Origin of the sequence: Streptomyces sp. NPDC096012 (assembly GCF_040426375.1) — a bacterium.
In the GTDB taxonomy this organism is placed as follows: domain Bacteria; phylum Actinomycetota; class Actinomycetes; order Streptomycetales; family Streptomycetaceae; genus Streptomyces.
The window spans coordinates 44,405-66,547 of sequence record NZ_JBEOTD010000006.1; the positions used below are offsets into that span (position 1 = coordinate 44,405).

The 22,143-nt window shown below is 68.7% G+C and carries 24 protein-coding genes; 5 read left to right on the forward strand and 19 right to left on the reverse strand.

All coding sequences use genetic code 11. The annotated features are described in order from the left end of the window. The first annotated feature begins 470 nt into the window (after positions 1–470). From ABVB68_RS08680 to ABVB68_RS08695, 4 genes are all read left to right on the forward strand, one after another. On the forward strand, positions 471–5,423 hold the full coding sequence (locus tag ABVB68_RS08680) for an RICIN domain-containing protein (RefSeq protein WP_503006046.1): 4,953 nt from the start codon (positions 471–473) through the stop codon (positions 5,421–5,423). Between the two features lie 28 nt (positions 5,424–5,451). Next, positions 5,452–5,805, forward strand: coding sequence for a hypothetical protein (locus ABVB68_RS08685; RefSeq protein WP_353600318.1), 354 nt, complete (start codon positions 5,452–5,454; stop codon positions 5,803–5,805). A 309-nt stretch (positions 5,806–6,114) separates the two neighbouring features. Continuing rightward, positions 6,115–7,083, forward strand: a complete 969-nt coding sequence (gene coaA, locus ABVB68_RS08690) for a type I pantothenate kinase (RefSeq protein WP_353600482.1) — start codon at positions 6,115–6,117, stop codon at positions 7,081–7,083. Between the two features lie 31 nt (positions 7,084–7,114). Next, positions 7,115–8,050, forward strand: coding sequence for a DUF389 domain-containing protein (locus ABVB68_RS08695; protein ID WP_353600319.1), 936 nt, complete (start codon positions 7,115–7,117; stop codon positions 8,048–8,050). Between the two features lie 31 nt (positions 8,051–8,081). Here ABVB68_RS08695 and glmM read toward each other — a convergent pair whose 3' ends face one another. The 3 genes from glmM to rplM form a co-directional block, all read right to left on the reverse strand. Then, positions 8,082–9,440, reverse strand: coding sequence for a phosphoglucosamine mutase (gene glmM, locus ABVB68_RS08700; protein WP_353600320.1), 1,359 nt, complete (start codon positions 9,438–9,440; stop codon positions 8,082–8,084). 178 nt (positions 9,441–9,618) lie between these two features. Further along, a complete protein-coding gene (rpsI, locus tag ABVB68_RS08705; RefSeq protein WP_161162943.1) occupies positions 9,619–10,131 on the reverse strand; it encodes a 30S ribosomal protein S9 in 513 nt (170 codons plus the stop codon). Positions 10,132–10,172: 41 nt separating this feature from the next. Then, positions 10,173–10,616, reverse strand: a complete 444-nt coding sequence (gene rplM / locus ABVB68_RS08710; protein ID WP_353600321.1) for a 50S ribosomal protein L13 — start codon at positions 10,614–10,616, stop codon at positions 10,173–10,175. A 289-nt stretch (positions 10,617–10,905) separates the two neighbouring features. Between rplM and ABVB68_RS08715 the strand changes: the two genes are divergently transcribed. After that, complete coding sequence (locus ABVB68_RS08715) at positions 10,906–11,784, forward strand: hypothetical protein (protein WP_353600322.1); 879 nt, start codon at positions 10,906–10,908, stop codon at positions 11,782–11,784. A 1-nt stretch (position 11,785) separates the two neighbouring features. Here ABVB68_RS08715 and truA read toward each other — a convergent pair whose 3' ends face one another. The 16 genes from truA to rpsH all read right to left on the reverse strand — a co-directional run bounded on the left by truA (position 11,786) and on the right by rpsH (position 22,050). After that, positions 11,786–12,640 (reverse strand): tRNA pseudouridine(38-40) synthase TruA, encoded by an 855-nt coding sequence (truA, locus tag ABVB68_RS08720; protein WP_353600323.1) that lies wholly within the window; start codon positions 12,638–12,640, stop codon positions 11,786–11,788. Positions 12,641–12,781: 141 nt separating this feature from the next. Then, on the reverse strand, positions 12,782–13,276 hold the full coding sequence (rplQ, locus tag ABVB68_RS08725) for a 50S ribosomal protein L17 (protein WP_353600324.1): 495 nt from the start codon (positions 13,274–13,276) through the stop codon (positions 12,782–12,784). A gap of 194 nt (positions 13,277–13,470) precedes the next feature. Then, entirely contained in the window at positions 13,471–14,493 is a 1,023-nt protein-coding gene (locus ABVB68_RS08730) for a DNA-directed RNA polymerase subunit alpha (RefSeq protein WP_003966937.1), read from the reverse strand. Positions 14,494–14,642: 149 nt separating this feature from the next. Next, positions 14,643–15,047: a 30S ribosomal protein S11 gene (gene rpsK / locus ABVB68_RS08735; RefSeq protein WP_003956432.1), complete on the reverse strand. Its 405-nt coding sequence runs from the start codon at positions 15,045–15,047 to the stop codon at positions 14,643–14,645. 65 nt (positions 15,048–15,112) lie between these two features. Further along, positions 15,113–15,493: a 30S ribosomal protein S13 gene (rpsM, locus tag ABVB68_RS08740; protein ID WP_020135802.1), complete on the reverse strand. Its 381-nt coding sequence runs from the start codon at positions 15,491–15,493 to the stop codon at positions 15,113–15,115. 188 nt (positions 15,494–15,681) lie between these two features. Then, complete coding sequence (gene rpmJ, locus ABVB68_RS08745) at positions 15,682–15,795, reverse strand: 50S ribosomal protein L36 (protein ID WP_003974245.1); 114 nt, start codon at positions 15,793–15,795, stop codon at positions 15,682–15,684. Positions 15,796–15,855: 60 nt separating this feature from the next. Continuing rightward, positions 15,856–16,077 (reverse strand): translation initiation factor IF-1, encoded by a 222-nt coding sequence (gene infA, locus ABVB68_RS08750; protein WP_003948620.1) that lies wholly within the window; start codon positions 16,075–16,077, stop codon positions 15,856–15,858. 163 nt (positions 16,078–16,240) lie between these two features. Beyond that, positions 16,241–17,077, reverse strand: coding sequence for a type I methionyl aminopeptidase (gene map, locus ABVB68_RS08755; RefSeq protein WP_353600325.1), 837 nt, complete (start codon positions 17,075–17,077; stop codon positions 16,241–16,243). A 124-nt stretch (positions 17,078–17,201) separates the two neighbouring features. Continuing rightward, positions 17,202–17,867: an adenylate kinase gene (locus ABVB68_RS08760; RefSeq protein ID WP_353600326.1), complete on the reverse strand. Its 666-nt coding sequence runs from the start codon at positions 17,865–17,867 to the stop codon at positions 17,202–17,204. Next, the gene (gene secY / locus ABVB68_RS08765; protein ID WP_353600327.1) at positions 17,867–19,180 is read right to left on the reverse strand and encodes a preprotein translocase subunit SecY; all 1,314 of its coding nucleotides are present in this window, start codon (positions 19,178–19,180) and stop codon (positions 17,867–17,869) included. The genes ABVB68_RS08760 and secY overlap by 1 nt, the downstream gene beginning before the upstream one ends. A 232-nt stretch (positions 19,181–19,412) precedes the next feature. Continuing rightward, positions 19,413–19,868, reverse strand: coding sequence for a 50S ribosomal protein L15 (gene rplO / locus ABVB68_RS08770; RefSeq protein ID WP_003974249.1), 456 nt, complete (start codon positions 19,866–19,868; stop codon positions 19,413–19,415). Between the two features lie 2 nt (positions 19,869–19,870). After that, positions 19,871–20,053, reverse strand: coding sequence for a 50S ribosomal protein L30 (gene rpmD, locus ABVB68_RS08775; protein WP_003974250.1), 183 nt, complete (start codon positions 20,051–20,053; stop codon positions 19,871–19,873). Between the two features lie 2 nt (positions 20,054–20,055). After that, positions 20,056–20,661, reverse strand: a complete 606-nt coding sequence (gene rpsE / locus ABVB68_RS08780) for a 30S ribosomal protein S5 (RefSeq protein ID WP_353600328.1) — start codon at positions 20,659–20,661, stop codon at positions 20,056–20,058. Positions 20,662–20,700: 39 nt separating this feature from the next. Beyond that, positions 20,701–21,084 carry a 50S ribosomal protein L18 gene (gene rplR / locus ABVB68_RS08785; RefSeq protein WP_030860987.1) on the reverse strand — a complete coding sequence of 128 codons (384 nt, stop codon included), beginning with the start codon at positions 21,082–21,084 and terminating at the stop codon, positions 20,701–20,703. A 3-nt stretch (positions 21,085–21,087) separates the two neighbouring features. Beyond that, positions 21,088–21,627 (reverse strand): 50S ribosomal protein L6, encoded by a 540-nt coding sequence (rplF, locus tag ABVB68_RS08790; protein WP_353600329.1) that lies wholly within the window; start codon positions 21,625–21,627, stop codon positions 21,088–21,090. 24 nt (positions 21,628–21,651) lie between these two features. Beyond that, positions 21,652–22,050, reverse strand: a complete 399-nt coding sequence (gene rpsH / locus ABVB68_RS08795; RefSeq protein WP_026248232.1) for a 30S ribosomal protein S8 — start codon at positions 22,048–22,050, stop codon at positions 21,652–21,654. Positions 22,051–22,143: the final 93 nt, after the last annotated feature.

Sequence of the window (22,143 nt, forward strand, 5' to 3'; positions counted from 1 at the left end):
ACGGTTTCCGGGGCTGCCGCCCCCACCGGCCGGAGAGGTCGAAAATCAGCCAAGTTCAATCGGCCATGGCACCTCCCACGCTCCTCCTGTCCACCGGAAGCACACATGAATTCCTTGCTCATGCAGGGAAGGTGAGGACTTCGTCCGGCTCGCGGTCGTGATCGGACGCCGCGAGATTTCACGCCAGTCGCTCTCTCCACAAAACGACCCCTTGTTCGAGACTGCGTGTACATGCCTAAAGTGACGCCGCGCGCGGACACGGCCTGACCACCGCGTCATCACGCGCATCGCGACCCGGGGAACGGCGTCGCTCACGGGGAGGGGTCACATCGTCATGCCGCCGCGCCGGCCATCGGCACACGTCAGCCCGGCCGGCCCGGTGTGCTTCTGAGGCGTCCTCAGCACACGGCTCGTCTCCGCTTCCCGCTCTTCGCCCCCCTCCGGCCGACAGCCCCCTGACCGAGAAAGGGATGCTCTTGCATTCCAGACCTTGGTTCCGCCTGCGCGGAACCCGAAGTCCACGAAAGATCTTCTCCGCCGTCACCTCGGTGACCACGCTGGCGGTGCTGGCCGGTCTGGCCGTCCAGCCCGGCTCGGTACGGCTGAACGCCGAGCCCGTGAGCGACTCGCACCCGTGGTACGACGACACGGCCGCCGAGCAATTGCGGCAGGACCAGTGCCTGATGAGCGAGGTGCTGCGGCTGGGCGGCCCGTCGATGGCCGCGGTCGCGCAGGACGGTCTCAACCAGCCGGCGGACAGGCTCCATGTCCTGGCCGACCGGAAGAACTGGGAGCAGACGCCGCTGGCCGGCGCCTACAAGAGCGACCGCGACGCCGCCGGCAAGCAGCTGGACGACCTCGCCGCTCTGCGGGACGGATGGAAGAAGCCCCTCGACGGCCTGGAGACGCCAGGGGGATTCACCGTCACCGGCTTCCACTGGCCGCCCGGCTCCCCGGGCGACGGCCAGCAGACGTTCTACGACCAGACGGGCCTGACCACCTGGGTCGCCGACCGGTTCTGGAAGAACGACAGCGACTTCTACGAGGACTCCACCCCGAAGGCCGACGACAAGACCGTCAAGGCCGTCGACGATCTCGGCACCCCGCTGTACGGGCAGGACCCGACGCCGGACGGCAAGACCCGGGACGAGTGGAACCGGGCGCTCGACGAGCGCGACGCCTTCGAGTGGATGCACACGTCCATCGCCGGGATGGGCGCGGACGACGCGCGGATCTTCCTGTCCGCGGGCGGTTTCCCGCGCACGGCGCCGCAACCGGGCACGGCCGAGTACCGCGTGGCGGTCGAGGACCTCAAGACCCGCTTCGCCTCCTGCGCCTGGCGTGACCCGCTCGACCCGGACGCCGTCCTGAACGACGCCACGTCCACCGCGGCCGGTGAGTGGCAGCAGGAGGTCTCCGCGCAGGCCACGCAGCGCAACCAGATCGTCAACGCGAACAAGGACGCCACCGACGCCCTGGCCAAGGGCGCGAAGGCGCTGTCCGAGATGCTGGGTCAGTCCTGGGTCGCCGACCACATCACCCGCTGGCAGGACTACTGGTCCCCCGGCGGCCTCGGTTACATCGGTGACGCCCCGCTGGTCATCCAGGTGCCGGGCGCTTCCGGCAAGTGCCTCGACGTCGCGGGCGCCGGCAAGACCAACGGCACCCCGGTGCAGATCTACACCTGCAACGGCAGCACCGCGCAGAAGTGGCAGTTGTGGGCTGCCTACGACGGTGGCTACACCCTGCGCAACATCAACTCGGGCAAGTGCCTGGAGGTGCTGAACGGGGCCACCGCCGACGGTACGAAGATCCAGATCCGGGACTGCGGCAGCGCCAAGGCCCAGCAGTGGAAGTTCGACGTGCGCAGCGCCGGTCCGCTGGTGAACGCGGCGTCCGGCAAGTGCGTGCACCTGCCGACGTTCGACAACAGCAAGGACGCCGTGCAGTCGACCTGCAACGGCTCCGCCGCGCAGAAGTTCAGGATCGTCCCGGAGGGTCACACCGGCGACGACAAGCTGGACTATCCGACCACGGCGCAGTTCACGAAGGCCAAGTCCGGTCTGTCGGCCGCGCAGGCCGCCGCGAAGAGCCAGCTGGCCGTCCTCAAGACGCAGCTGGCCGCCGGGCAGAAGGCGGCGACCTCGTCGGACACGGCGCTGCAGGCGGCGTACGGCATCGCTGACGCGGCGGGTGCTCCGCGGGGTCGCGGTCTGCTGGTGGGTCTGCAGAAGGACCAGGTCACCAAGGGTGCGGCCGCCGCGCTGACGGCGCTGGAGAAGGCCGGCGAGACCGCCGAGGCCGCGACCCGCGCCGCGGCCGGGGACAGCGCGACGATCGCGCAGCGCGCGTTGGCGCAGGCGGCGCAGTCGAAGGCGGAGTTCCGTAAGAAGGCCGCCGAGGCGGCGGAGTTGCAGGCCAAGGCCGCGGCCGATGCGGCCAAGGTGCACCGGGACAACGCCAAGAAGGACAAGGAGACCGCGGAGGCCAAGCTCGCCGTCGCGGTGAAGGCGGAGGGTGACGCGAAGGCGGCCGCCGCCGACGCGCACGCCAAGCGGCTCTCGGCGGAGGCCGAGGAGAAGACGGCCAAGGCGGAGAAGGAGAACGCCGCCGCCAGCCGGGCCGAGGCCGCCGAGCACCGCAAGAACGCCGAGTCCGAGGCGACGAAGGCGAAGGATGCCAAGGACAGGGCCGAGGCCGCCGAGAAGACGGCCGGGGACCGGCGCGACGACGCGGTCGCGGCCAAGGACCACGCCAAGGAGATGCGCGACGACGCGTGGGACGCCGAGCAGAAGGCGGACGCGGCCCGCGCCAAGGCGGACGCCAAGGAGGCCTACGCCGACAAGCTGGACTCGGGCGCGGCGGCCGACGCGGCCCGTGCCGCGGCGAACGACGCGGACAAGGCGGCCGACCAGGCCGAAGCCGCGGCGGGCAGGGCCCGTTCGGAGGCGGACGCCGCGACCAAGGCGGCGGCCGACGCGGATGCCGCGGCCACGCGCGCGGAAGCCGCCGCGAAGCGTGCCCGCTCCGACGCGGACGCCGCGCAGGCGGACAAGCTCAAGGCCGACGCGGCGGTGAAGACCGCCACCAGCGCCGCCGCGGACGCCATCAAGGCGTCCCAGGACGCCGCCGCCGAGGCGAAGGCCGCCGTCAAGCTGGCCGACGAGGCCGAGCAGCACGCCAAGGACGCCAAGACCCAGGCCGACGCGGCGAACAAGGAAGCCGGCAACGCACTCGCCGCCGCCGCCAAGGCCGCCGGCTACGCCCACGTCACCGCGCAGGCGGCCGTGGACGCGGGCGAAGCGGCCCAGCAGGTCGCCAACCCCGCCAACGACGCCGTCCAGCTCGGTTCCGCGTACGTCGACACCGACTCCGCCGCCGGCCTGGTCGTGCTGACCGGCCAGTCGTCGAAGACGATCGCCGAGCAGCAGCAGGCCGTCGCCGACGCGCACGCCAAGAACGCCGCCGCCGAGGCCGACGCCGCCAAGAACCTCGCCGACCAGGCCAAGGGCGACGCCAAGGAGGCCTACCAGCACGCGGCGAACGCGGCCAAGTACGCCGCCGACGCCCGCACCTACTCCAAGGAGGCCCTCGGCTACTCCGCCGACGCGGCCAAGGCCGCGGCAGCGGCACAGTCGTCACTGGCCCGCACCATCGAGTACGACCAGCAGGCCACCGACGACGCGGCAGCCGCCGACAAGGCGGCCGGCAACGCCGAGGGCTACGCCAAGGACGCCCGCGACTCCGCCGACGCCGCCGAACTCGACGCCGCAGCCGCCCGCTCCGCCGCCAGCCAGGCCGAACAGGACGCCAAGGACGCCCGCGCCGCCGCCACCCGCGCCGACGCCGCCGCGACCGAGGCCGAACAGGCGGCGAAGGACGCCGACAAGTACGCCAAGGAGGCCCAGGAAGCGGCCGACCGGGCGGAACGGGAGGAGGCCAACAAGGACGCATCCCAAGGAGCCGGTACGGGCCTTCCCGGCGTGTTCGCCGTCCCGGACGAGTCCACCGTCGAGATCGTCAGCTCCAAGCAGATCGGCACCTGCCCGGGGATGCCCGAAGCGGCCTTCCAGGGCTGCAACGCGACATACGATCTGGTCGTCACCTACGAGGCCGACTTCTACCTGTGCACCGACGACCAGGCCCAGGCCACGGCCGACGGTTGCCCCAAGGCGGCGTGGCAGTTCCTCAAGCGAGCGACGCTGAAGAACATCAAGATCGACGGCTGGACGCACAAGTTCTCCGGCAAGGACATCGTCCGCGCCGGATGGCAGAGCCTCTTCGGTGATGTGGCCGGGTCGATCCTGTTCTCCTTCTTCGCCGAAGACCTGATGGACTGCTGGCACGGCGACAAGACCGCCTGTGCCTGGAGCCTCGCCACCTACGTTCCGGTCGACGGCGCGCTCGCCGAGATCTCACGTGCCGTCAAGGCCCTCGACGCCGCCGCTCGTACCGGCATCGGATTCACGGACGCCTGGAAGGCCCTGCGCACTGCCGGGCTCTCCGAAGAGGCAATCGCCGGAATCGGTGCCAAGGCGCTGGAGGCTCTCGGCAAGGCGCGGAAGTTGTGCACCGGCAACAGCTTCCCGGGCACCACGCGCGTGCTGATGGCCGACGGAACGACCGAGGAGATCAAGGACGTCAGGATCGGCGACGCGGTCCTGGCCACCGATCCCGAAAGCGGCCGAACCGAAACCCACACCGTCTCCCGCACCATCTACACACCGGACGACACCGACTTCGCCGACATCACGATCGACGTCGGGCATGCCCGGATCACCGCCACTCAGCACCACCCCTTCTGGTCACCCAGCGCCCATCGCTGGATAGACGGAGGCGACCTGCGGCCCGGACAGACGCTGCGTACCAGCAGTGGTGCGACCGTCACCGTGGTCCGTGTCCACCGCTTCCACGGGCTCCACTCCGCCTACAACCTCACTGTCGACAGCCTCCACACCTACTATGTGCTGGCCGGAACGACACCGGTTCTGGTGCACAACACGAATGCGTGCCCGACCGGAACCATGGTGCTCGGAATCGGCGAGCACTCGGAAGCTCTGGCCAAGGAGATCCAGGGGGGCTACACCTTCAACGGCGACGCATTCGCGGAAGTGGTCGGCAAGGTCAACGGGAAGCCGATCGCCCTATGGATGACCGAGGTCTCGAACGTCCTGCGCAACAACGGCAAGGTCGCAGTCAGCCTGAAGGGTTTCGATGGAGATTCCCCGGCTGAGCAGTATGCGCTCGCCTACAAGGCCTGGCGATCCGGTGACTGGGCAGCCACTCAGTGGGAAATGGGTCAGATCGGCCTCCAGATACAGCTGGAGAACTTCGAATGGCGGAACATCACGTTCTACAGCAAAGAGGGGCAAGTCGTGCACATACCCGAACCGAACTGGGACGCACTGAATGGCGGGAGTTGAGTTGACGCCGGAGTCCACCGGTTCCGAGATGTTCCGATCGGACAGGTACTTCAAGGTCTGGCAGTACGCCGTAGGTCATCGCAGGCTGCTCCTCCGCAGCAGCCGGGACAGGCCACCGGACACCCGGATCGACATCCACTTCGCCAACGTCGACCTCATGCTGCTCCGTCCCGGCTACGACGGCCTGGTCATCCGCCGTGCCGACGACGAGGAATGCGAGAAGATCGGCCTCGACTACGGGGTGGAAGTCAAGCCCGGGCGTCTGTTCGCGCTGGGTGGTGACCTGAGGAGCTTCGTCGTTTCGGCGCCTCCTCAGTGGCACGAGGACGAGGGCGCGATGGACGACCCGTCCTGGTTCGGCCACATGCGGGGAACGCGCTGAAACAGGTCGGGAGGCCCCTTCACGAAGGGGCCTCCCGATGCCGTCGGACCGTTTCCCGGTTCCCCGGCTGACCGTCCCGGTGTGGGAGCTCTGCTACCCCGGGGGCCTCGTGGACGACCACGTCGACGTCGGCCGGGGACGACCGGTCCGACGAGCGCCACTCGGGTCCCGCGGGGACGGAGCCGTACCGGCTCCGGTCTCGGCGGGACCTTCTCCATGCCGCACGGGCCGCCCCCACGTGACGCACCCCACCCCACCGCCCCGTTCAAACTCCGTTAACAATGGACTGTGATCTCACAGGTCTCCTCGATGCCCCGGAGCGCCCACCGGCACAGGCCGGAGGCGACTCCCTACGTCGACCTCACCCGCGCCGAGTGGAGCGCGCTGCGCGACAAGACGCCGCTCCCGCTCACCGCCGAGGAGGTGGAGAAGCTCCGCGGCCTCGGCGACGTCATCGACCTCGACGAGGTGCGGGACATCTACCTCCCGCTCTCCCGGCTCCTCAACCTCTACGTCGGCGCCACGGACGGCCTGAGAGGAGCACTGAACACCTTCCTCGGCGAACAGGGCTCCCAGTCCGGCACCCCGTTCGTCATAGGAGTCGCCGGCTCCGTGGCCGTCGGCAAGTCCACCGTGGCCCGGCTGCTGCAGGCCCTGCTCTCCCGCTGGCCCGAACACCCGCGTGTGGAACTCGTCACCACCGACGGCTTCCTGCTGCCCACCAAGGAGCTGGAGGCCCGCGGTCTGATGTCGCGCAAGGGCTTCCCCGAGTCCTACGACCGCCGGGCCCTGACCCGGTTCGTCGCGGACATCAAGGCCGGCAAGGGCGAGGTGACGGCCCCCGTCTACTCCCACCTCATCTACGACATCGTCCGCGACGAGCGGCTCACCGTCCGCCGCCCGGACATCCTGATCGTCGAGGGCCTGAACGTCCTGCAGCCCGCGCTCCCCGGCAAGGACGGCCGCACCCGGGTCGGCCTGGCCGACTACTTCGACTTCAGCGTGTACGTGGACGCCGGCGCCGACGACATCGAGCGCTGGTACGTCAACCGGTTCAAGAAGCTGCGTCAGACGGCCTTCCAGAACCCGAACTCCTACTTCCGCAAGTACACCCAGGTGTCCGAGGAGGAAGCCGTCGACTACGCCCGCACCCTGTGGCGGACGATCAACAAGCCCAACCTCGTCGAGAACATCGCCCCCACCCGCGGCCGCGCCGCCCTCGTCGTGCGCAAGGGCCCGGACCACAAGGTGCAGCGGCTCAGGCTGCGGAAACTGTGACGTGTCCCTGGCGACCTGTTAGAAAGGCGTCATGCTGCACCTGCGCCTGATCACCCCGGCCGAGACGACGGACGAGGTGGTGCGGCTGGTCGAGAAGACGGTCGGCACCACCCACCTCGTCGTCCTGCCGGGAGCCGCCCGCAATCCCGCCGGGGACGTGGTGATGTGCGACGTGGCGCGCGAGGCGGCCGACGAACTCCTCGCCTCGCTGCGCGGCCTCGGCCTGGACAGGACCGGGTCCATCGCGATGGAGAACATCGACCTCTCCCTGTCCCGGCGGGCGGACAAGGCGGAGGACGAGGCGCCGGGCGAGGGCGCGGACGCGGTGCTGTGGGAGGGCCTGACCGAGGCGTCCCACGAGGAGTCGACCCTGTCGGTCACCTACGTGGCCTTCATCACGCTGGCCACGATGATCGCGGCGTGCGGCGTGGTGCTGGACAACGCCATCCTGATCGTGGGCGCCATGGCGGTGGGCCCGGAGTTCGGCCCACTGGCCGGCATCTGCACCGCCCTGGTCCGGCGCCACCCACGACTGGCGTGGCGCTCGGTGATCGCGCTGCTGGTGGGATTCGCCGCGGCCGTGGCGGTCACCGTCGCCTTCAGCCTCTTCATGGACGCCATCGGGCTGTTCGACCGGGCCGACCTGGAGGGCGAGCGGCCCAACACCGCCTTCGTGTACGCCCCGGACGCCTTCTCGTTCATCGTGGCGGTCCTCGCCGGCATCGCCGGCACCCTGTCCCTGACCTCGGCCAAGTCGGGCGCGCTGGTGGGCGTGGCCATCTCCGTGACGACGGTGCCGGCCGCCGCCAACGCGGCGGTGGCCCTCGCCTACGGCGACACGGGCCAGACCGCCGGCTCGATCGAACAGCTCCTGCTGAACCTGCTGGGCATCGTCCTGGCGGGGACGGCCACGCTGCTCACCCAGAAGTACTTCTGGTCCAGGCAACGGCAACGTACCGGCGGCTAGGGCCGGCGAGGCCGGCCCCGGGCCCCCGGAACTATCCCAGCGCCGACTTCACCGCGTCCGCCAGCCGCCCCGCGACCGACCGGGCCTGCTCGATGTCGGCGGCCTCGACCATCACCCGGACCAGCGGCTCGGTCCCCGAGGGACGCAGCAGCACCCGCCCGGTCTCCCCCAGCTCCCGCTCCGCCTCGGTGACGGCGGCGGCAAGGTCCGCGGACGTCTTCACCCGGGACTTGTCCACGTCCGGGACATTGATCAGCACCTGCGGCAGCCGCTCCATCACGGAGGCCAGGTCCCGCAGCGTACGGCCGGACTGGGCGACCCGCGCGGCCAGCAGCAGGCCGGTCAGCGTGCCGTCACCGGTCGTCGCGTGGTCGAGGATGATCACGTGCCCGGACTGCTCGCCGCCCAGGGCGAAGTCGTGCCGCTTCATCTCCTCCAGCACGTACCGGTCGCCGACGGCCGTCTGCACGAGCCGGACGCCCGCGCGCTCCATCGCCAGCTTGAAGCCGAGGTTGGACATCACCGTGGCGACGACCGTGTCGGCCCGCAGCTCGGACCGCTCCCGCATCGCCAGCGCGAGCACGGCGAGGATCTGGTCGCCGTCGACCTCCTCACCGGTGTGGTCCACGGCCAGGCACCGGTCGGCGTCACCGTCGTGCGCGATGCCCAGGTGCGCGCCGTGCCCGACGACGGCGGCCCTCAGCTTGTCCAGGTGGGTGGAGCCGCAGCCGTCGTTGATGTTGAGCCCGTCCGGCTCGGCACCGATCGTGACGACCTCGGCGCCCGCCCGGGAGAACACCGCCGGCGAGACCCCCGAGGCCGCGCCGTGCGCTTCGTCCAGGACGATCTTCAGGCCGTCGAGCCGGTTGGGCAGCACCGACAGCAGGTGGGCGACGTACTGCTCGAAGCCCTCCCCGTACGACCGCACGCGGCCGACCCCGGCGCCCGTCGGCCGCTGCCAGGGCTCACCGTGCCGGTGCGAGTCGTAGACCGCCTCGATCCGGTCCTCCAGGTCGTCGGCCAGCTTGTGGCCGCCGCGGGCGAAGAACTTGATGCCGTTGTCCGGCATGGCGTTGTGGCTGGCGGAGAGCATCACGCCCAGGTCGGCGCCGAGCGCACCGGTGAGGTGGGCGACCGCCGGCGTCGGCAGCACACCGACGCACAGCACGTCCACGCCCGCGCTGGCCAGGCCCGCGACCACGGCCGCCTCCAGGAACTCCCCGGACGCGCGCGGGTCCCGTCCGACCACCGCCGTCGGCTTGTGGCCCTCGAAGGTGCCCGACTCGGCCAGCACGTGTGCCGCGGCGACGGAGAGGCCGAGCGCCATCTCGGCCGTCAGATCCGCATTGGCGACACCGCGCACGCCGTCCGTGCCGAAGAGTCGTCCCACTTGTCCTCCTGAGGAAGCGTCCATGTGCCGGGAATGATGGCAGACGCCATGCGATCCGATCACACAAGCCTTTGAGCGTCTTGTGTCGTTATACGCCGTTGGCCGGGATAAACGAACGCCCCGACGGCACATGTGGCGTGCCGCCGGGGCGTTCGGAGTACGAGCAGGCAGCTGCTGTTTACCGCTTGCTGTACTGCGGAGCCTTGCGGGCCTTCTTCAGACCGGCCTTCTTGCGCTCGACCGCACGGTCGTCGCGCTTGAGGAAGCCGGCCTTCTTGAGCGGGCCACGGTTGTTGTCGACGTCGGCCTCGTTCAGGGCACGGGCGACACCGAGACGGAGCGCACCGGCCTGACCGGAGACACCGCCACCCGCGATGCGGGCGATGACGTCGTAACGACCCTCGAGCTCGAGCACCTTGAAGGGCTCGTTGACTTCCTGCTGGTGCACCTTGTTCGGGAAGTAGTCCTCGAGGGTGCGACCGTTGATCTTCCACTTGCCGGTGCCCGGGACGATCCGGACGCGGGCGATGGCGTTCTTGCGGCGGCCCAGGCCGGCGGCCGGCTGGGGCTCGCCGAAGCGGGACGCCATCGACTCCGAGGTGTACTCACCCTCGACGGGGACCTCGGACTCGGTGGTGTAGCTCTCGATGTCGATCTCTTCGATCGGCTGCTCGGCAGTGGTCTCGGCCACGATTCTCCTCAGATTCTCTTCAGTCTTAGGGGTGGCCGGTACTACTGCGCGACCTGGGTGATCTCGAACGGCTGCGGCTGCTGCGCGCCGTGCGGGTGCTGGTCACCCTTGTAGACCTTCAGCTTCGAGAGCATCTGACGGCCCAGCGTGTTCTTGGGGAGCATGCCCTTGACGGCCTTCTCGACCGCCTTCTCGGGGTTCTTGTCGAGCAGCTCGTCGTAGCGGACGGAACGCAGACCACCCGGGTAGCCGGAGTGGCGGTACGCCATCTTCTGGGTCCGCTTGTTGCCGGACAGGTGCACCTTGTCGGCGTTGATGATGATGACGAAGTCACCAGCGTCGACGTGCGGCGCGTAGATCGGCTTGTGCTTGCCCCTGAGAAGGGTCGCTGCGGTGGTGGCGAGACGGCCCAGGACAACGTCCTGAGCGTCGATGACGTGCCACTGGCGCGTCACATCGCCGGGCTTGGGGCTGTACGTACGCACGGTTCGTAGCCTTCGCTTCGAGTGAATGGTCCTGAACAGGTCACCGAAACGATCACGACAGCCTGGACCTCACTGCGGCGACGCATACCGCGTACGTGGGTCGCTGGTCATCGGCCCGGTGGACCGGTGTAAGGGCCCGTCCCGTGAGAATGAGCAAGCCAATACACAACGAAGAAGCAGGTTACCGCCCGCCCCCCGGACGGGTCAAAACGAGGCATGCCGACGGACAAACGCGGCATGCCGCCGCACGCGGTCCGACACACCCCGTCCCCCGTCTAAGATGCGCCCCATGAGTTACGGGCAGGGGGGACCCCAGTCTCAGTGGGATCCCTGGAAACCGCAATCGCAGCAGCCCTGGAGCAGCGGCGCCGACGACGGGACTCCGGACTGGGCCGCGCTGGCGGAGGCCTCGGAGACCCGGAACAAACGCCGGAGGCTGCTGTTCATCGGCGGCGGCGCGCTCGCCGTGATCGCCGTGGGCACGGCCGTCGCCATGGCCGTCGTCTCCGCGAACGGCGGCGGCGACCCGGAGGCCGGGCCCAGCAGCCTGCCGGCCAGCGGCACGCTGCCCAACGGCTCGCCCACGGCTCCGTCCTTCGCGCCCACCAGCGCGCCGCCGCCGCTGGATCCGAAGGACTTCATATCCAGCGCCAAGAAGGACACCGCCCCGCTCAGCGCCGGCACCCTCTTCCCGGGCACCCGGCTGACCATGGGCGACGCGGTGTACAAGAAGGGCGCCACGGCCGACACCAAGAGCTGCGCCACCGCCGCCGGCGGCACCCTGCCCAAGGTGCTCACGGCGAACGGCTGCACCCGCCTGATCCGCGCCACCTACAGCAACGGCGGCATCGCGGTCACCGTCGGCGTCGCCGTCTTCGACACCGAGGCCCAGGCCACGAAGGCCAAGGCCCAGACCGACGACCGCAGCATCGTGCGCTCGCTGTCCGGCAAGGGCGTCAAGCCGTTCTGCGACGGGGCGTTCTGCCGCTCGACACGCAACGCCTACGGCCGCTACGCCTACTTCACGATCTCCGGCTTCACCAGCGGGAAAGACGTGGCCAAGAAGGACACGAAGGTCTTCCGCACCGGCGACGACCTGGCCGAGTTCGCCTTCCGCCAGATCCACCGCCGCGGCGAGGTGCAGGCCTCCGCGGCAGCGGGCCGGTAGCTCAGCAGCACCCCGCCGACGGAAGCGAGCGCTTGTTCCGCGCCTCCTTGTTGCGCGCGGCCAGCAGTTCGTCGGCGGGGTAGCCGACCTCCTCCAGGGTCAGCCCGTGCGGCCGTACGACGTGCACGGCGGAGTCCCGCACCCCGGCGGCCAGCACCTTCCCCGGCCACTCCGGGCCGCGGTGCCCGTCCCCGACGAACAGCAGCGCGCCGATCAGCGAACGCACCATGTTGTGGCAGAACGCGTCCGCCCGGACCGTCGCCGTGACGACGCCGTCCGCGCCGCGCACCAGGCTCAGCTCCTGCAGCGTGCGGATGGTGGTCGCGCCCTCCCGCTTCTTGCAGTAGGCGGCGAAGTCGTGCTCGCCGACGAGCGCCTGCGCGGCCTCGTTCATGGCGTCCAGGTCGAGCGGCCAGTCGTGCCAGAGCACGTGCCCGCGCAGCAGCGGGTCGACGCCGCCGGGGTCGTCCGTCACCCGGTACGCGTAGCGCCGCCAGATCGCCGAGAACCGGGCGTCGAAGCCGGCCGGGGCCTCGGTGAGCCGCCAGACCCGCACGTCCTTGGACAGCCGCCCGGCGAGCCGCTTGAGCAGCTTCTCGCGGTGCTCGGCCCACACCGGCGCCGGCAGGTCGACATGCGCCACCTGCCCGCGCGCGTGGACGCCGGCGTCCGTCCGCCCGGCCACGGTCAGCTCGTACGTCTCCTTCGACCGCGTCACCGTGCGCAGGGCGTCCTCGATCTCCCCCTGCACCGTGCGCCGGCCGCCGGCCTGCTTGGCCCAGCCGTGGAAGCCGGCGCCGTCGTAGGAGAGGTCGAGGCGGACGCGCACGGACCCCGGCGCTGCTTCATCACTCACGTACAGATCCTCTCAGCAACACGAGAACGGGCCCGCTCCGCAAGGGAACGGGCCCGCCGACGCCCCTGAAGGGGCGCGGGGAACTGCGCGACCGGCCACGACGGTGCCGCGGCCGTCGGCCGGCAGTCCCCGGCGACACGCTTACGCGTCCTTCGACTCCTCGGCAGCGGTCTCCTCGGCCGGAGCCTCGGTGGTCTCCGCGGCCTTGGCCTCGTCGGACTCCTTGACCGCACGCTTGGTGGCGGCCTCGGCCTCACCCACGGCGTTCTGCTGCACGGTCAGCGCCTCGACCAGCTCGATGACGGCCATGGGCGCGTTGTCGCCACGGCGGTTACCGATCTTGGTGATGCGGGTGTAGCCACCGGGACGGTTCTCGTAGCGCGGGCCGATCTCGGTGAAGAGCGTGTGGACGATGCTCTTGTCCGTGATGACCTGGAGCACCTGACGGCGGTTGTGAAGGTCGCCCTTCTTCGCCTTGGTGACCAGACGCTCCGCGTACGGGCGCAGGCGGCGGGCCTTCGCCTCGGTGGTGGTGATGCGGCCGTGCTCGAAGAGGCTCTTCGCGAGGTTCGCGAGGAGGAGCTTCTCGTGCGCGGCGCCGCCGCCCAGACGGGCACCCTTGGCGGGCTTCGGCATGGTGTTTCTCCTAGGTGTCTGCCCCGGCCGTGTCAGGTACCGGGGTCAGTATCCGAGCAGGCGGTCGCCTGTCGGAGATCCGGGCGTCCCTTTCGGGAACGCCCGGAGGGTCCGCGCCCCCGAAGGGACGCGGGGTACTGCGCGACCAGCCACGACGGCCCCGCAGTCACAGAACCGGCCTCCTCGCGGAGTGCTCAGTACTGCTCGGTCTCCACGAAACCGGCGTCGGCGTCGTCGTCGGCGCCGAACGCGTCCGCGGCAGCGGTCGGGTCGAATCCGGGCGGGCTGTCCTTGAGGGCCAGGCCCATGCCGGCCAGCTTCGCCTTGACCTCGTCGATGGACTTCGCACCGAAGTTGCGGATGTCCAGCAGGTCGGCCTCGGAGCGCGCGACCAGTTCACCCACGGAGTGGATGCCCTCACGCTTGAGGCAGTTGTAGGAGCGGACGGTGAGCTCCAGCTCCTCGATCGGCAGCGCGAGGTCGGCGGCCAGGGCGGCGTCCGTGGGGGACGGGCCCATGTCGATGCCCTCGGCGTCGATGTTCAGCTCACGGGCGAGACCGAACAGCTCGACCAGGGTCTTGCCGGCCGACGCCATGGCGTCGCGGGGACGCATGGCCTGCTTGGTCTCGACGTCGACGATCAGCTTGTCGAAGTCGGTGCGCTGCTCGACACGGGTCGCCTCGACCTTGTAGGTGACCTTGAGAACCGGCGAGTAGATGGAGTCGACCGGGATACGGCCGATCTCCTGGCCCACCTGCTTGTTCTGCACGGCGGAGACGTAGCCGCGACCGCGCTCGACGGTGAGCTCCATCTCCAGCTTGCCCTTGCCGTTGAGCGTGGCGAGGACCAGGTCGGGGTTGTGCACCTCGACACCGGCCGGGGGCGCGATGTCGGCGGCGGTGACCAGACCCGGGCCCTGCTTGCGCAGGTACATCACGACCGGCTCGTCGTGCTCCGAGGAGACGACCAGCTGCTTGATGTTGAGGATCAGGTCGGTGACGTCCTCCTTGACGCCCGGCACGGTGGTGAACTCGTGCAGCACGCCGTCGATCCGGATGCTGGTGACAGCGGCGCCGGGGATCGAGGACAGGAGGGTACGGCGAAGGGAGTTGCCGAGGGTGTAGCCGAAGCCCGGCTCCAGCGGCTCGATCACGAACCGGGAGCGGAACTCGTCGACGACCTCTTCGGTCAACGAGGGACGCTGAGCGATCAGCATGTGTGGATCAGATCCTTCTTTCGTGGACGCCCGCTATTTGACGCCCGACGGAAACCGCACCCGGTGAGAAGTGCGGGTACTGCAAGGGTACGGGCGATACGGCCCTTGTTACGGGGTCGTACCGCCCGAATCCTCGAAGCGACCGTGCGTCAGACGCGGCGGCGCTTCGGCGGACGGCAGCCGTTGTGCGGGGTCGGGGTGACGTCCTGGATGGAGCCGACCTCGAGGCCCGTGGCCTGCAGGGAGCGGATCGCGGTCTCACGACCGGAACCCGGGCCCTTGACGAACACGTCGACCTTGCGCATGCCGTGCTCCTGGGCGCGGCGGGCAGCCGACTCGGCGGCCATCTGCGCGGCGAACGGCGTGGACTTCCGGGAGCCCTTGAAGCCGACGTGGCCGGCGGAGGCCCAGGAGATCACGTTGCCGGACGGGTCCGTGATGGAGACGATCGTGTTGTTGAACGTGCTCTTGATGTGCGCGTGGCCGTGAGCGACGTTCTTCTTTTCCTTGCGGCGCACCTTCTTGGCTGCGCCCTGACGTCCCTTGGGGGGCATCTGCTAACTCCTACGGGAGGTGGTCGGTCCTACAGCGAAGACCGTGGACAGGTGTCCGCTGCGGACTACTTCTTGCCCGGCTTCTTCTTGCCGGCGATGGCGCGACGCGGGCCCTTGCGGGTACGAGCGTTGGTGCTGGTGCGCTGACCGCGGACGGGCAGACCGCGACGGTGACGGAGGCCCTGGTAGCAGCCGATCTCCACCTTGCGGCGGATGTCGGCCTGGATCTCGCGACGGAGGTCACCCTCGGTCTTGATGTTGTTGTCGACGTACTCGCGGATCGCGACCAGCTGCTCTTCGCTCAGGTCACGAACACGGGTGTTCGGGTCGATGCCCGTCTCCGCCAGCGTCTGCTGCGAAAGGGTCCGGCCGATGCCGAACACGTAGGTGAGGGCGACCTCCACGCGCTTTTCGCGCGGGATGTCAACACCGGAAACGCGTGCCATTCAATGGCTCCTGGTGATCTTCGGAGGTCTTCCGCAGAACCGGCTCCCGGCCGCCGTACCAGGTACGAACCGGGTCCCCGGCCTCCGAACCGGGGGTGTCGAGCGCGAAGGCTCGGGTTCTGCGTATGAACATATTCAGCTCGCGTCGCGCGAATCCCTGCGATGAGTGCAGAGGGATCGGTCGTGCGTCAGCCCTGGCGCTGCTTGTGGCGCGGGTTGTCGCAGATGACCATGACCCGGCCGTGACGGCGGATCACCCTGCACTTGTCGCAGATCTTCTTGACGCTCGGCTTGACCTTCATGGGGTGAGGTTCTCCGGGTCAGTGCCATCGCTCCGGGCGGGCCCGGGGCGCGGGCAAGATCTACTTGTACCGGTAGACGATCCGGCCACGCGTCAGGTCGTACGGAGACAGCTCCACCACGACCCGGTCGTCAGGGAGGATACGGATGTAGTGCATACGCATCTTGCCGCTGATGTGCGCCAGGACCTGGTGGCCGTTCTGGAGCTCGACCTTGAACATGGCGTTCGGCAGAGACTCGACGACAGTGCCCTCGATCTCGATGGCACCTTGCTTCTTGGCCACGCTTCGCCCTTCGAATCGACTACCTTGATCGACTCTCGAGCGTTTCCCTTGGTTTCCCTTACGGGAGCATGCGGACATGCGGGTGCACGAGAGCCGACGAGTCAGTCTACGTCGGAGCACCCGGAAAGGCGAATCGAGGAAGTCTGCCCCATGGGAGTGCTCCCTATGCGAGAGGGTCGGGAGCTGCCGTGATGCCGTACTCGGCGAGCTTCGCCCGGCCGCCGTCGGGCGCCGTCAGCACCAGGGGGCCGTCCGGCGTCAGGGCGACCGAGTGCTCCCAGTGGGAGGACCAGGTGCCGTCGGTCGTGATGACCGTCCAGTCGTCGGAGAGGACCTCGGTCCTCGGGGTGCCCAGGGAGACCATCGGCTCGATCGCGAGGCAGAAGCCGGGGACCAGCTTGGGGCCCTTGCCGCGGCGCCGGTCGACGTAGTTCAGCAGGTGCGGGTCCATGTGCATCTCGGTGCCGATGCCGTGGCCGCCGTAGTCCTCGATGATGCCGTAGCGTCCGCCGCCGGGCTTGGGCTGGCGGCGGATGTAGGTCTCGACGGCCCGGGAGATGTCGACCAGCCGGCCGCCCGCCTTCATGGCGGCGATCCCGGCCCACATCGACTCCTCGGTCACGCGGGACAGCTCGACCAGTTCCGGAGCGTGGCCGGAGCCGACGAAGGCCGTGTAGGCGGCGTCGCCGTGCCAGCCGTCGACGATCGCGCCGCAGTCGATGGAGATGATGTCGCCGTCCTTCAGGACGACGTCCTCGGAGGGGATGCCGTGGACGACCACGTCGTTGACCGACGTGCAGATCGTCGCCGGGAAGCCGCCGTAACCCAGGAAGTTCGACTTGGCCCCGTGCTCGGCGAGCACCTTGCGGGCGACCTCGTCCAGGTCCTTGGTGGAGGCCCCCGGGACGGCCGCTTCGCGGGTGGCGGCGTGGATGGCGGCTACGACCAGGCCCGCCGCCCGCATCTTGGCGATCTGCTCGGGGGTCTTGATCTGCACCATGGGGGCCTGCGCTCTCCGTCACTCACGTCGGCTGGGTTACCTGTACAAGGCTACGGCCGCGGCGCCCTCGTGGTCCCGCGGACGAGGTCCGTGGGGAGGGCACCGCGGCCGGAAGGACCGCGATCTACTTGTTTCCGGCCTTCTCGCGCTTGAGTGCCTCCAGGGCACGCTGCGTGATCTCGTCCACGGGGCCCAGGGCGGAGATCGTCCGGACCAGGCCCTGCGCCTTGTAGTAGTCGATGATCGGCTCGGTCTGCGTGTGGTAGACCTCGAGCCGCTTGCGGACCGTCTCCTCGGAGTCGTCGTCGCGCTGGTACAGCTCGCCGTCGCAGACGTCGCAGTCGCCTTCCTTCTTCGGCGGGCTGTACGTCACGTGGAAGACGTGGGAGGAGTCGTTACGGCAGATGCGCCGGCCGGCGATCCGCTTGACGACCTCGTCCTCGGGGACCTCCAGGTCCAGCACGGCGTCCAGCTTGATGCCCTGGGACTCCAGCAGCCGGTCCAGCGCCTCCGCCTGCGAGACGTTGCGCGGGAAGCCGTCCAGCAGGAATCCCTTCGCCGCGTCCGGCTGCTCCATGCGGTCCTTGGCCATGGCGATCGTCACCTCGTCGGGGACGAGTTGACCGGCGTCCATGTAGGACTTCGCGAGCTTGCCCAGCTCGGTCTGCCGGCTGATGTTGGCCCGGAACAGGTCGCCCGTGGAGATGTGCGGAATACCCAGCTTCTCAGCGAGCCGGACGGCCTGCGTTCCCTTACCGGCACCCGGCGGCCCGACGAGGACGATACGCATCAGCGGAGGAACCCTTCGTAATTGCGCTGCTGGAGCTGGCTCTCGATCTGCTTCACCGTCTCGAGGCCCACACCCACGATGATGAGGATGCTGGTCCCGCCGAAGGGGAAGTTCTGGCTTGCCCCGAAGCCCACCAACGCCATTGTCGGCACGAGAGCGATCACGCCCAGATACAGCGAACCCGGCCAGGTGATCCGGTTGAGTACGTAGCTCAGGTACTCAGCGGTCGGTCGGCCAGCCCGGATGCCCGGGATGAAGCCACCATACTTCTTCATGTTGTCGGCGACTTCTTCGGGGTTGAAGGAGATGGCGACGTAGAAGAAGGCGAAGAAAACGATGAGCAAGAAGTACGTAACGATGTAAATCGGGTGGTCGCCCTTGGTCAGATTCTGCTCGACCCAGGTCTTCCAGCCCGACTTGCCGCCCGCGAACTGCGCCACGAGTGCCGGGATGTAGAGCAGCGAGGAGGCGAAGATGACGGGAATCACACCCGCCTGGTTCACCTTGAGCGGGATGTACGTGGACGTACCGCCGTAGGAACGCCGGCCGATCATGCGCTTCGCGTACTGCACCGGAATGCGGCGCTGGGCCTGCTCCACGAAGACGACGAGCGCGACCATGACCAGGCCGACCAGGATCACGGTGCCGAACTCGATCCAGCCGCCGGCCAGGGTGCCCTGCTTCTTGATCGCCCACAGCGCGGACGGGAAGGTGGCGGCGATCGAGATGAACATCAGGATCGACATGCCGTTGCCGATGCCGCGGTCGGTGACCAGCTCGCCGAGCCACATCACGACGGCGGTGCCCGCGGTCATGCAGATGACCATGGTGATGGTCGTGAAGATCGCCTGGTCGGGGACGATGCTCGTGGCGACCGAGCAGCCGTTGAAGAGCGCGCCGCTGCGGGCGGTGGCGACCAGACCCGTGCCCTGCAGGATGGCCAGCGCCACCGTCAGGTAGCGGGTGTACTGCGTGATCTTCGCCGTACCGGCCTGGCCCTCCTTCTTCAGGGCTTCCAGACGCGGGATGACCACGGTCAGCAGCTGAAGGATGATGCTGGCCGTGATGTACGGCATGATGCCGAGCGCGAAGATCGTGATCTGCAGCAGCGCGCCGCCGCTGAACATGTTCACGAGACCGAAGAGGCCCTGGTTGCCCTGTGCCTCGTTCACGCAGGTCTGGACGGCCTTGTAGTTGACGCCGGGGATCGGGATGTGGGTACCGACCCGGTAGACCACGATGATGCCCAGCGTGAAGAGCAGCTTCTTGCGCAGGTCGGGCGTCTTGAACGCCCGGGCGAACGCGGTGAGCACGGTGCCTCCTGCGACCCCCGCGCGACTGCGTCAAGGGTGACGGTCTTGAAGTTCGACGAATGGATAACGGACGACTGCCGCTCAGAGTGCCCCATGGGGACGCCCGGTGAAAGTAGACAGTGCAAGCCACCTTACCGGCGAGAGCCCCGCCCTAGGAACGACCGACCGGGGATACCCCTTTTGTGGGTATCCCCGGTCGGGATCGTTCACGTCATCGAGGAGTCCGAGAGACTCAGACCAGCTCGGTGACCGTACCGCCCGCGGCGGTGATCTTCTCCTTGGCGGAGCCGGAGACGGCGTCGACCGTCACCTGCAGCGCCACGGAGATCTCGCCCTGGCCGAGGACCTTGACGAGGCTGTTCTTGCGAACGGCACCCTTGGCCACCAGACCCTCGACCGTGACCTCGCCACCCTCGGGGTAGAGCGCGGCCAGCTTGTCGAGGTTCACGACCTGGAACTCGGTCTTGAACGGGTTCTTGAAGCCCTTCAGCTTCGGCAGACGCATGTGGAGGGGCATCTGCCCGCCCTCGAAGCGCTCCGGAACCTGGTAGCGGGCCTTGGTGCCCTTGGTACCACGACCGGCCGTCTTACCCTTCGACGCCTCACCACGACCCACACGGGTCTTGGCGGTCTTGGCGCCCGGGGCGGGACGGAGGTTGTGGATCTTGAGCGGGTTGTTCTCCGCCATGATCAGTCGACCTCCTCGACCGTCACGAGGTGGCGGACGGTGTGCACCATGCCGCGGAACTCGGGACGATCCTCCTTGACGACCTGCGTGTTGATGCCCTTGAGACCAAGGGACCGCAGGGTGTCGCGGTGGTTCTGCTTGCTACCGATGTAGGACTTGACCTGCGTAATCTTCAGCTGCGCCATGATTACGCACCCGCCCCGGCACGTGCACGCAGCAGAGCCGCGGGGGCGACGTCCTCGAGCGGCAGACCACGGCGGGCCGCGATCTCCTCGGGACGCTGCAGGCCCTTCAGGGCCGCCACGGTCGCGTGCACGATGTTGATCGCGTTCGACGAGCCGAGCGACTTCGACAGCACGTCGTGGATGCCGGCGCACTCGAGCACGGCACGCACCGGGCCACCGGCGATAACACCGGTACCGGGAGACGCGGGCTTGAGCAGAACGACGCCGGCAGCCTTCTCACCCGTGATCGGGTGCGGGATGGTGCCCTGGATACGGGGGACCTTGAAGAAGTGCTTCTTGGCCTCCTCAACACCCTTGGCGATGGCGGCCGGCACCTCCTTGGCCTTGCCGTAACCGACACCCACGGTGCCGTCACCATCGCCCACCACGACCAGCGCGGTGAAGCTGAAGCGACGACCACCCTTCACAACCTTGGCGACGCGGTTGATCGCGACAACGCGCTCAACGTACGCGGTCTTCTCGGCGGCAGCAGCGCCGCCGTCACGGCCCTTCCGGTCCCGCCGCTCGCCGCCACCGGCACCGCCACCGCGGCGCTGGGGTCCAGCCATTGGAATTACCTCTCTCTGTTTCCGCTAGCTACGGCAGGCTCAGAACTTGAGCCCGGCTTCGCGGGCGGCGTCCGCCAGGGCGGCGATGCGCCCGGCGTACTGGTTGCCACCACGGTCGAACACGACAGCCTCGACACCGGCGGCCTTGGCGCGCTCGGCGACCAGGGCGCCGACCTGCTTGGCCTGCGCCGACTTGTCGCCCTCGCCACCGCGGACGGACGCGTCCAGGGTGGACGCGGACGCCAGGGTGTGGCCCTTGAGGTCGTCGATCACCTGCGCCACGATGTGGCGGTTGGAGCGGGTCACGACCAGACGGGGGCGCTCCGCCGTACCGGCGATCCGCTTGCGGATCCGGATGTGACGGCGCTTGATCGCGGCGCGCTTGTAGGCGTCGCCCTTGAGGATCTTCTGCCCGTATGCCATGGCTTACTTACCCGCCTTTCCGACCTTGCGGCGGATGACTTCGCCCTCGTACTTGACGCCCTTGGCCTTGTACGGGTCAGGCTTGCGCAGCTTGCGGATGTTGGCCGCAACCTCGCCGACCTTCTGCTTGTCGATGCCCTCGACCTGGAAGCGGGTCGGGCTCTCCACCTTGAAGGTGATGCCCTCGGGCGCCTCGACGACGATCGGGTGGCTGTAGCCGAGCGCGAACTCGAGGTTCGAACCCTTGGCCGTCACGCGGTAACCGACACCGCTGATCTCGAGCTTCTTCACGTAACCCTGGGTCACGCCGGTGATCATGTTCGCCACCAGCGTGCGGGACAGGCCGTGCAGGGCCTTGTTCTGACGCTCGTCGTTCGGACGGGTGACGTTCAGAACGCCGTCCTCACCCTTGACGATGTCGATCGGCGCGACAACGGTGTGGGTCAACGTGCCCTTGGGGCCCTTGACCGCGACCGTACGGCCGTCGATGGTGACGTCCACGCCGGCGGGAACCGTGATGGGGAGCTTGCCAATACGCGACATAGCTGTTTCCTCCGTTCCCTTCCGCTACCAGACGTAGGCGAGGACTTCCCCACCCACGCCCTTCTTGCCGGCCTGCTTGTCGGTGAGGAGACCGTGCGACGTGGAGATGATCGCCACGCCCAGGCCGCCCAGCACCTTCGGCAGGTTGGTGGACTTCGCGTACACCCGGAGACCGGGCTTGGAGATCCGCTTGATGCCCGCGATGGAGCGCTCACGGTTCGGGCCGAACTTCAGCTCGAGAACGAGGTTCTTGCCGACCTCGGCGTCCTCGGTCTTCCAGCCCGTGATGAAGCCCTCCTGCTGGAGGATCTCCGCGATGTGCGACTTGATCTTCGATGCCGGCATCGTCACGGAGTCGTGGTATGCCGAGTTCGCGTTCCGCAGACGCGTAAGCATGTCTGCGATCGGATCAGTCATGGTCATGAATTGGCCTTCGGCCTCTCTCGCCGGGGTTTCCTGGTGCGCCATCCCTCTCCCCGATCCGAGACGGGACGGGTGCGGCGCGGTGGACCTACG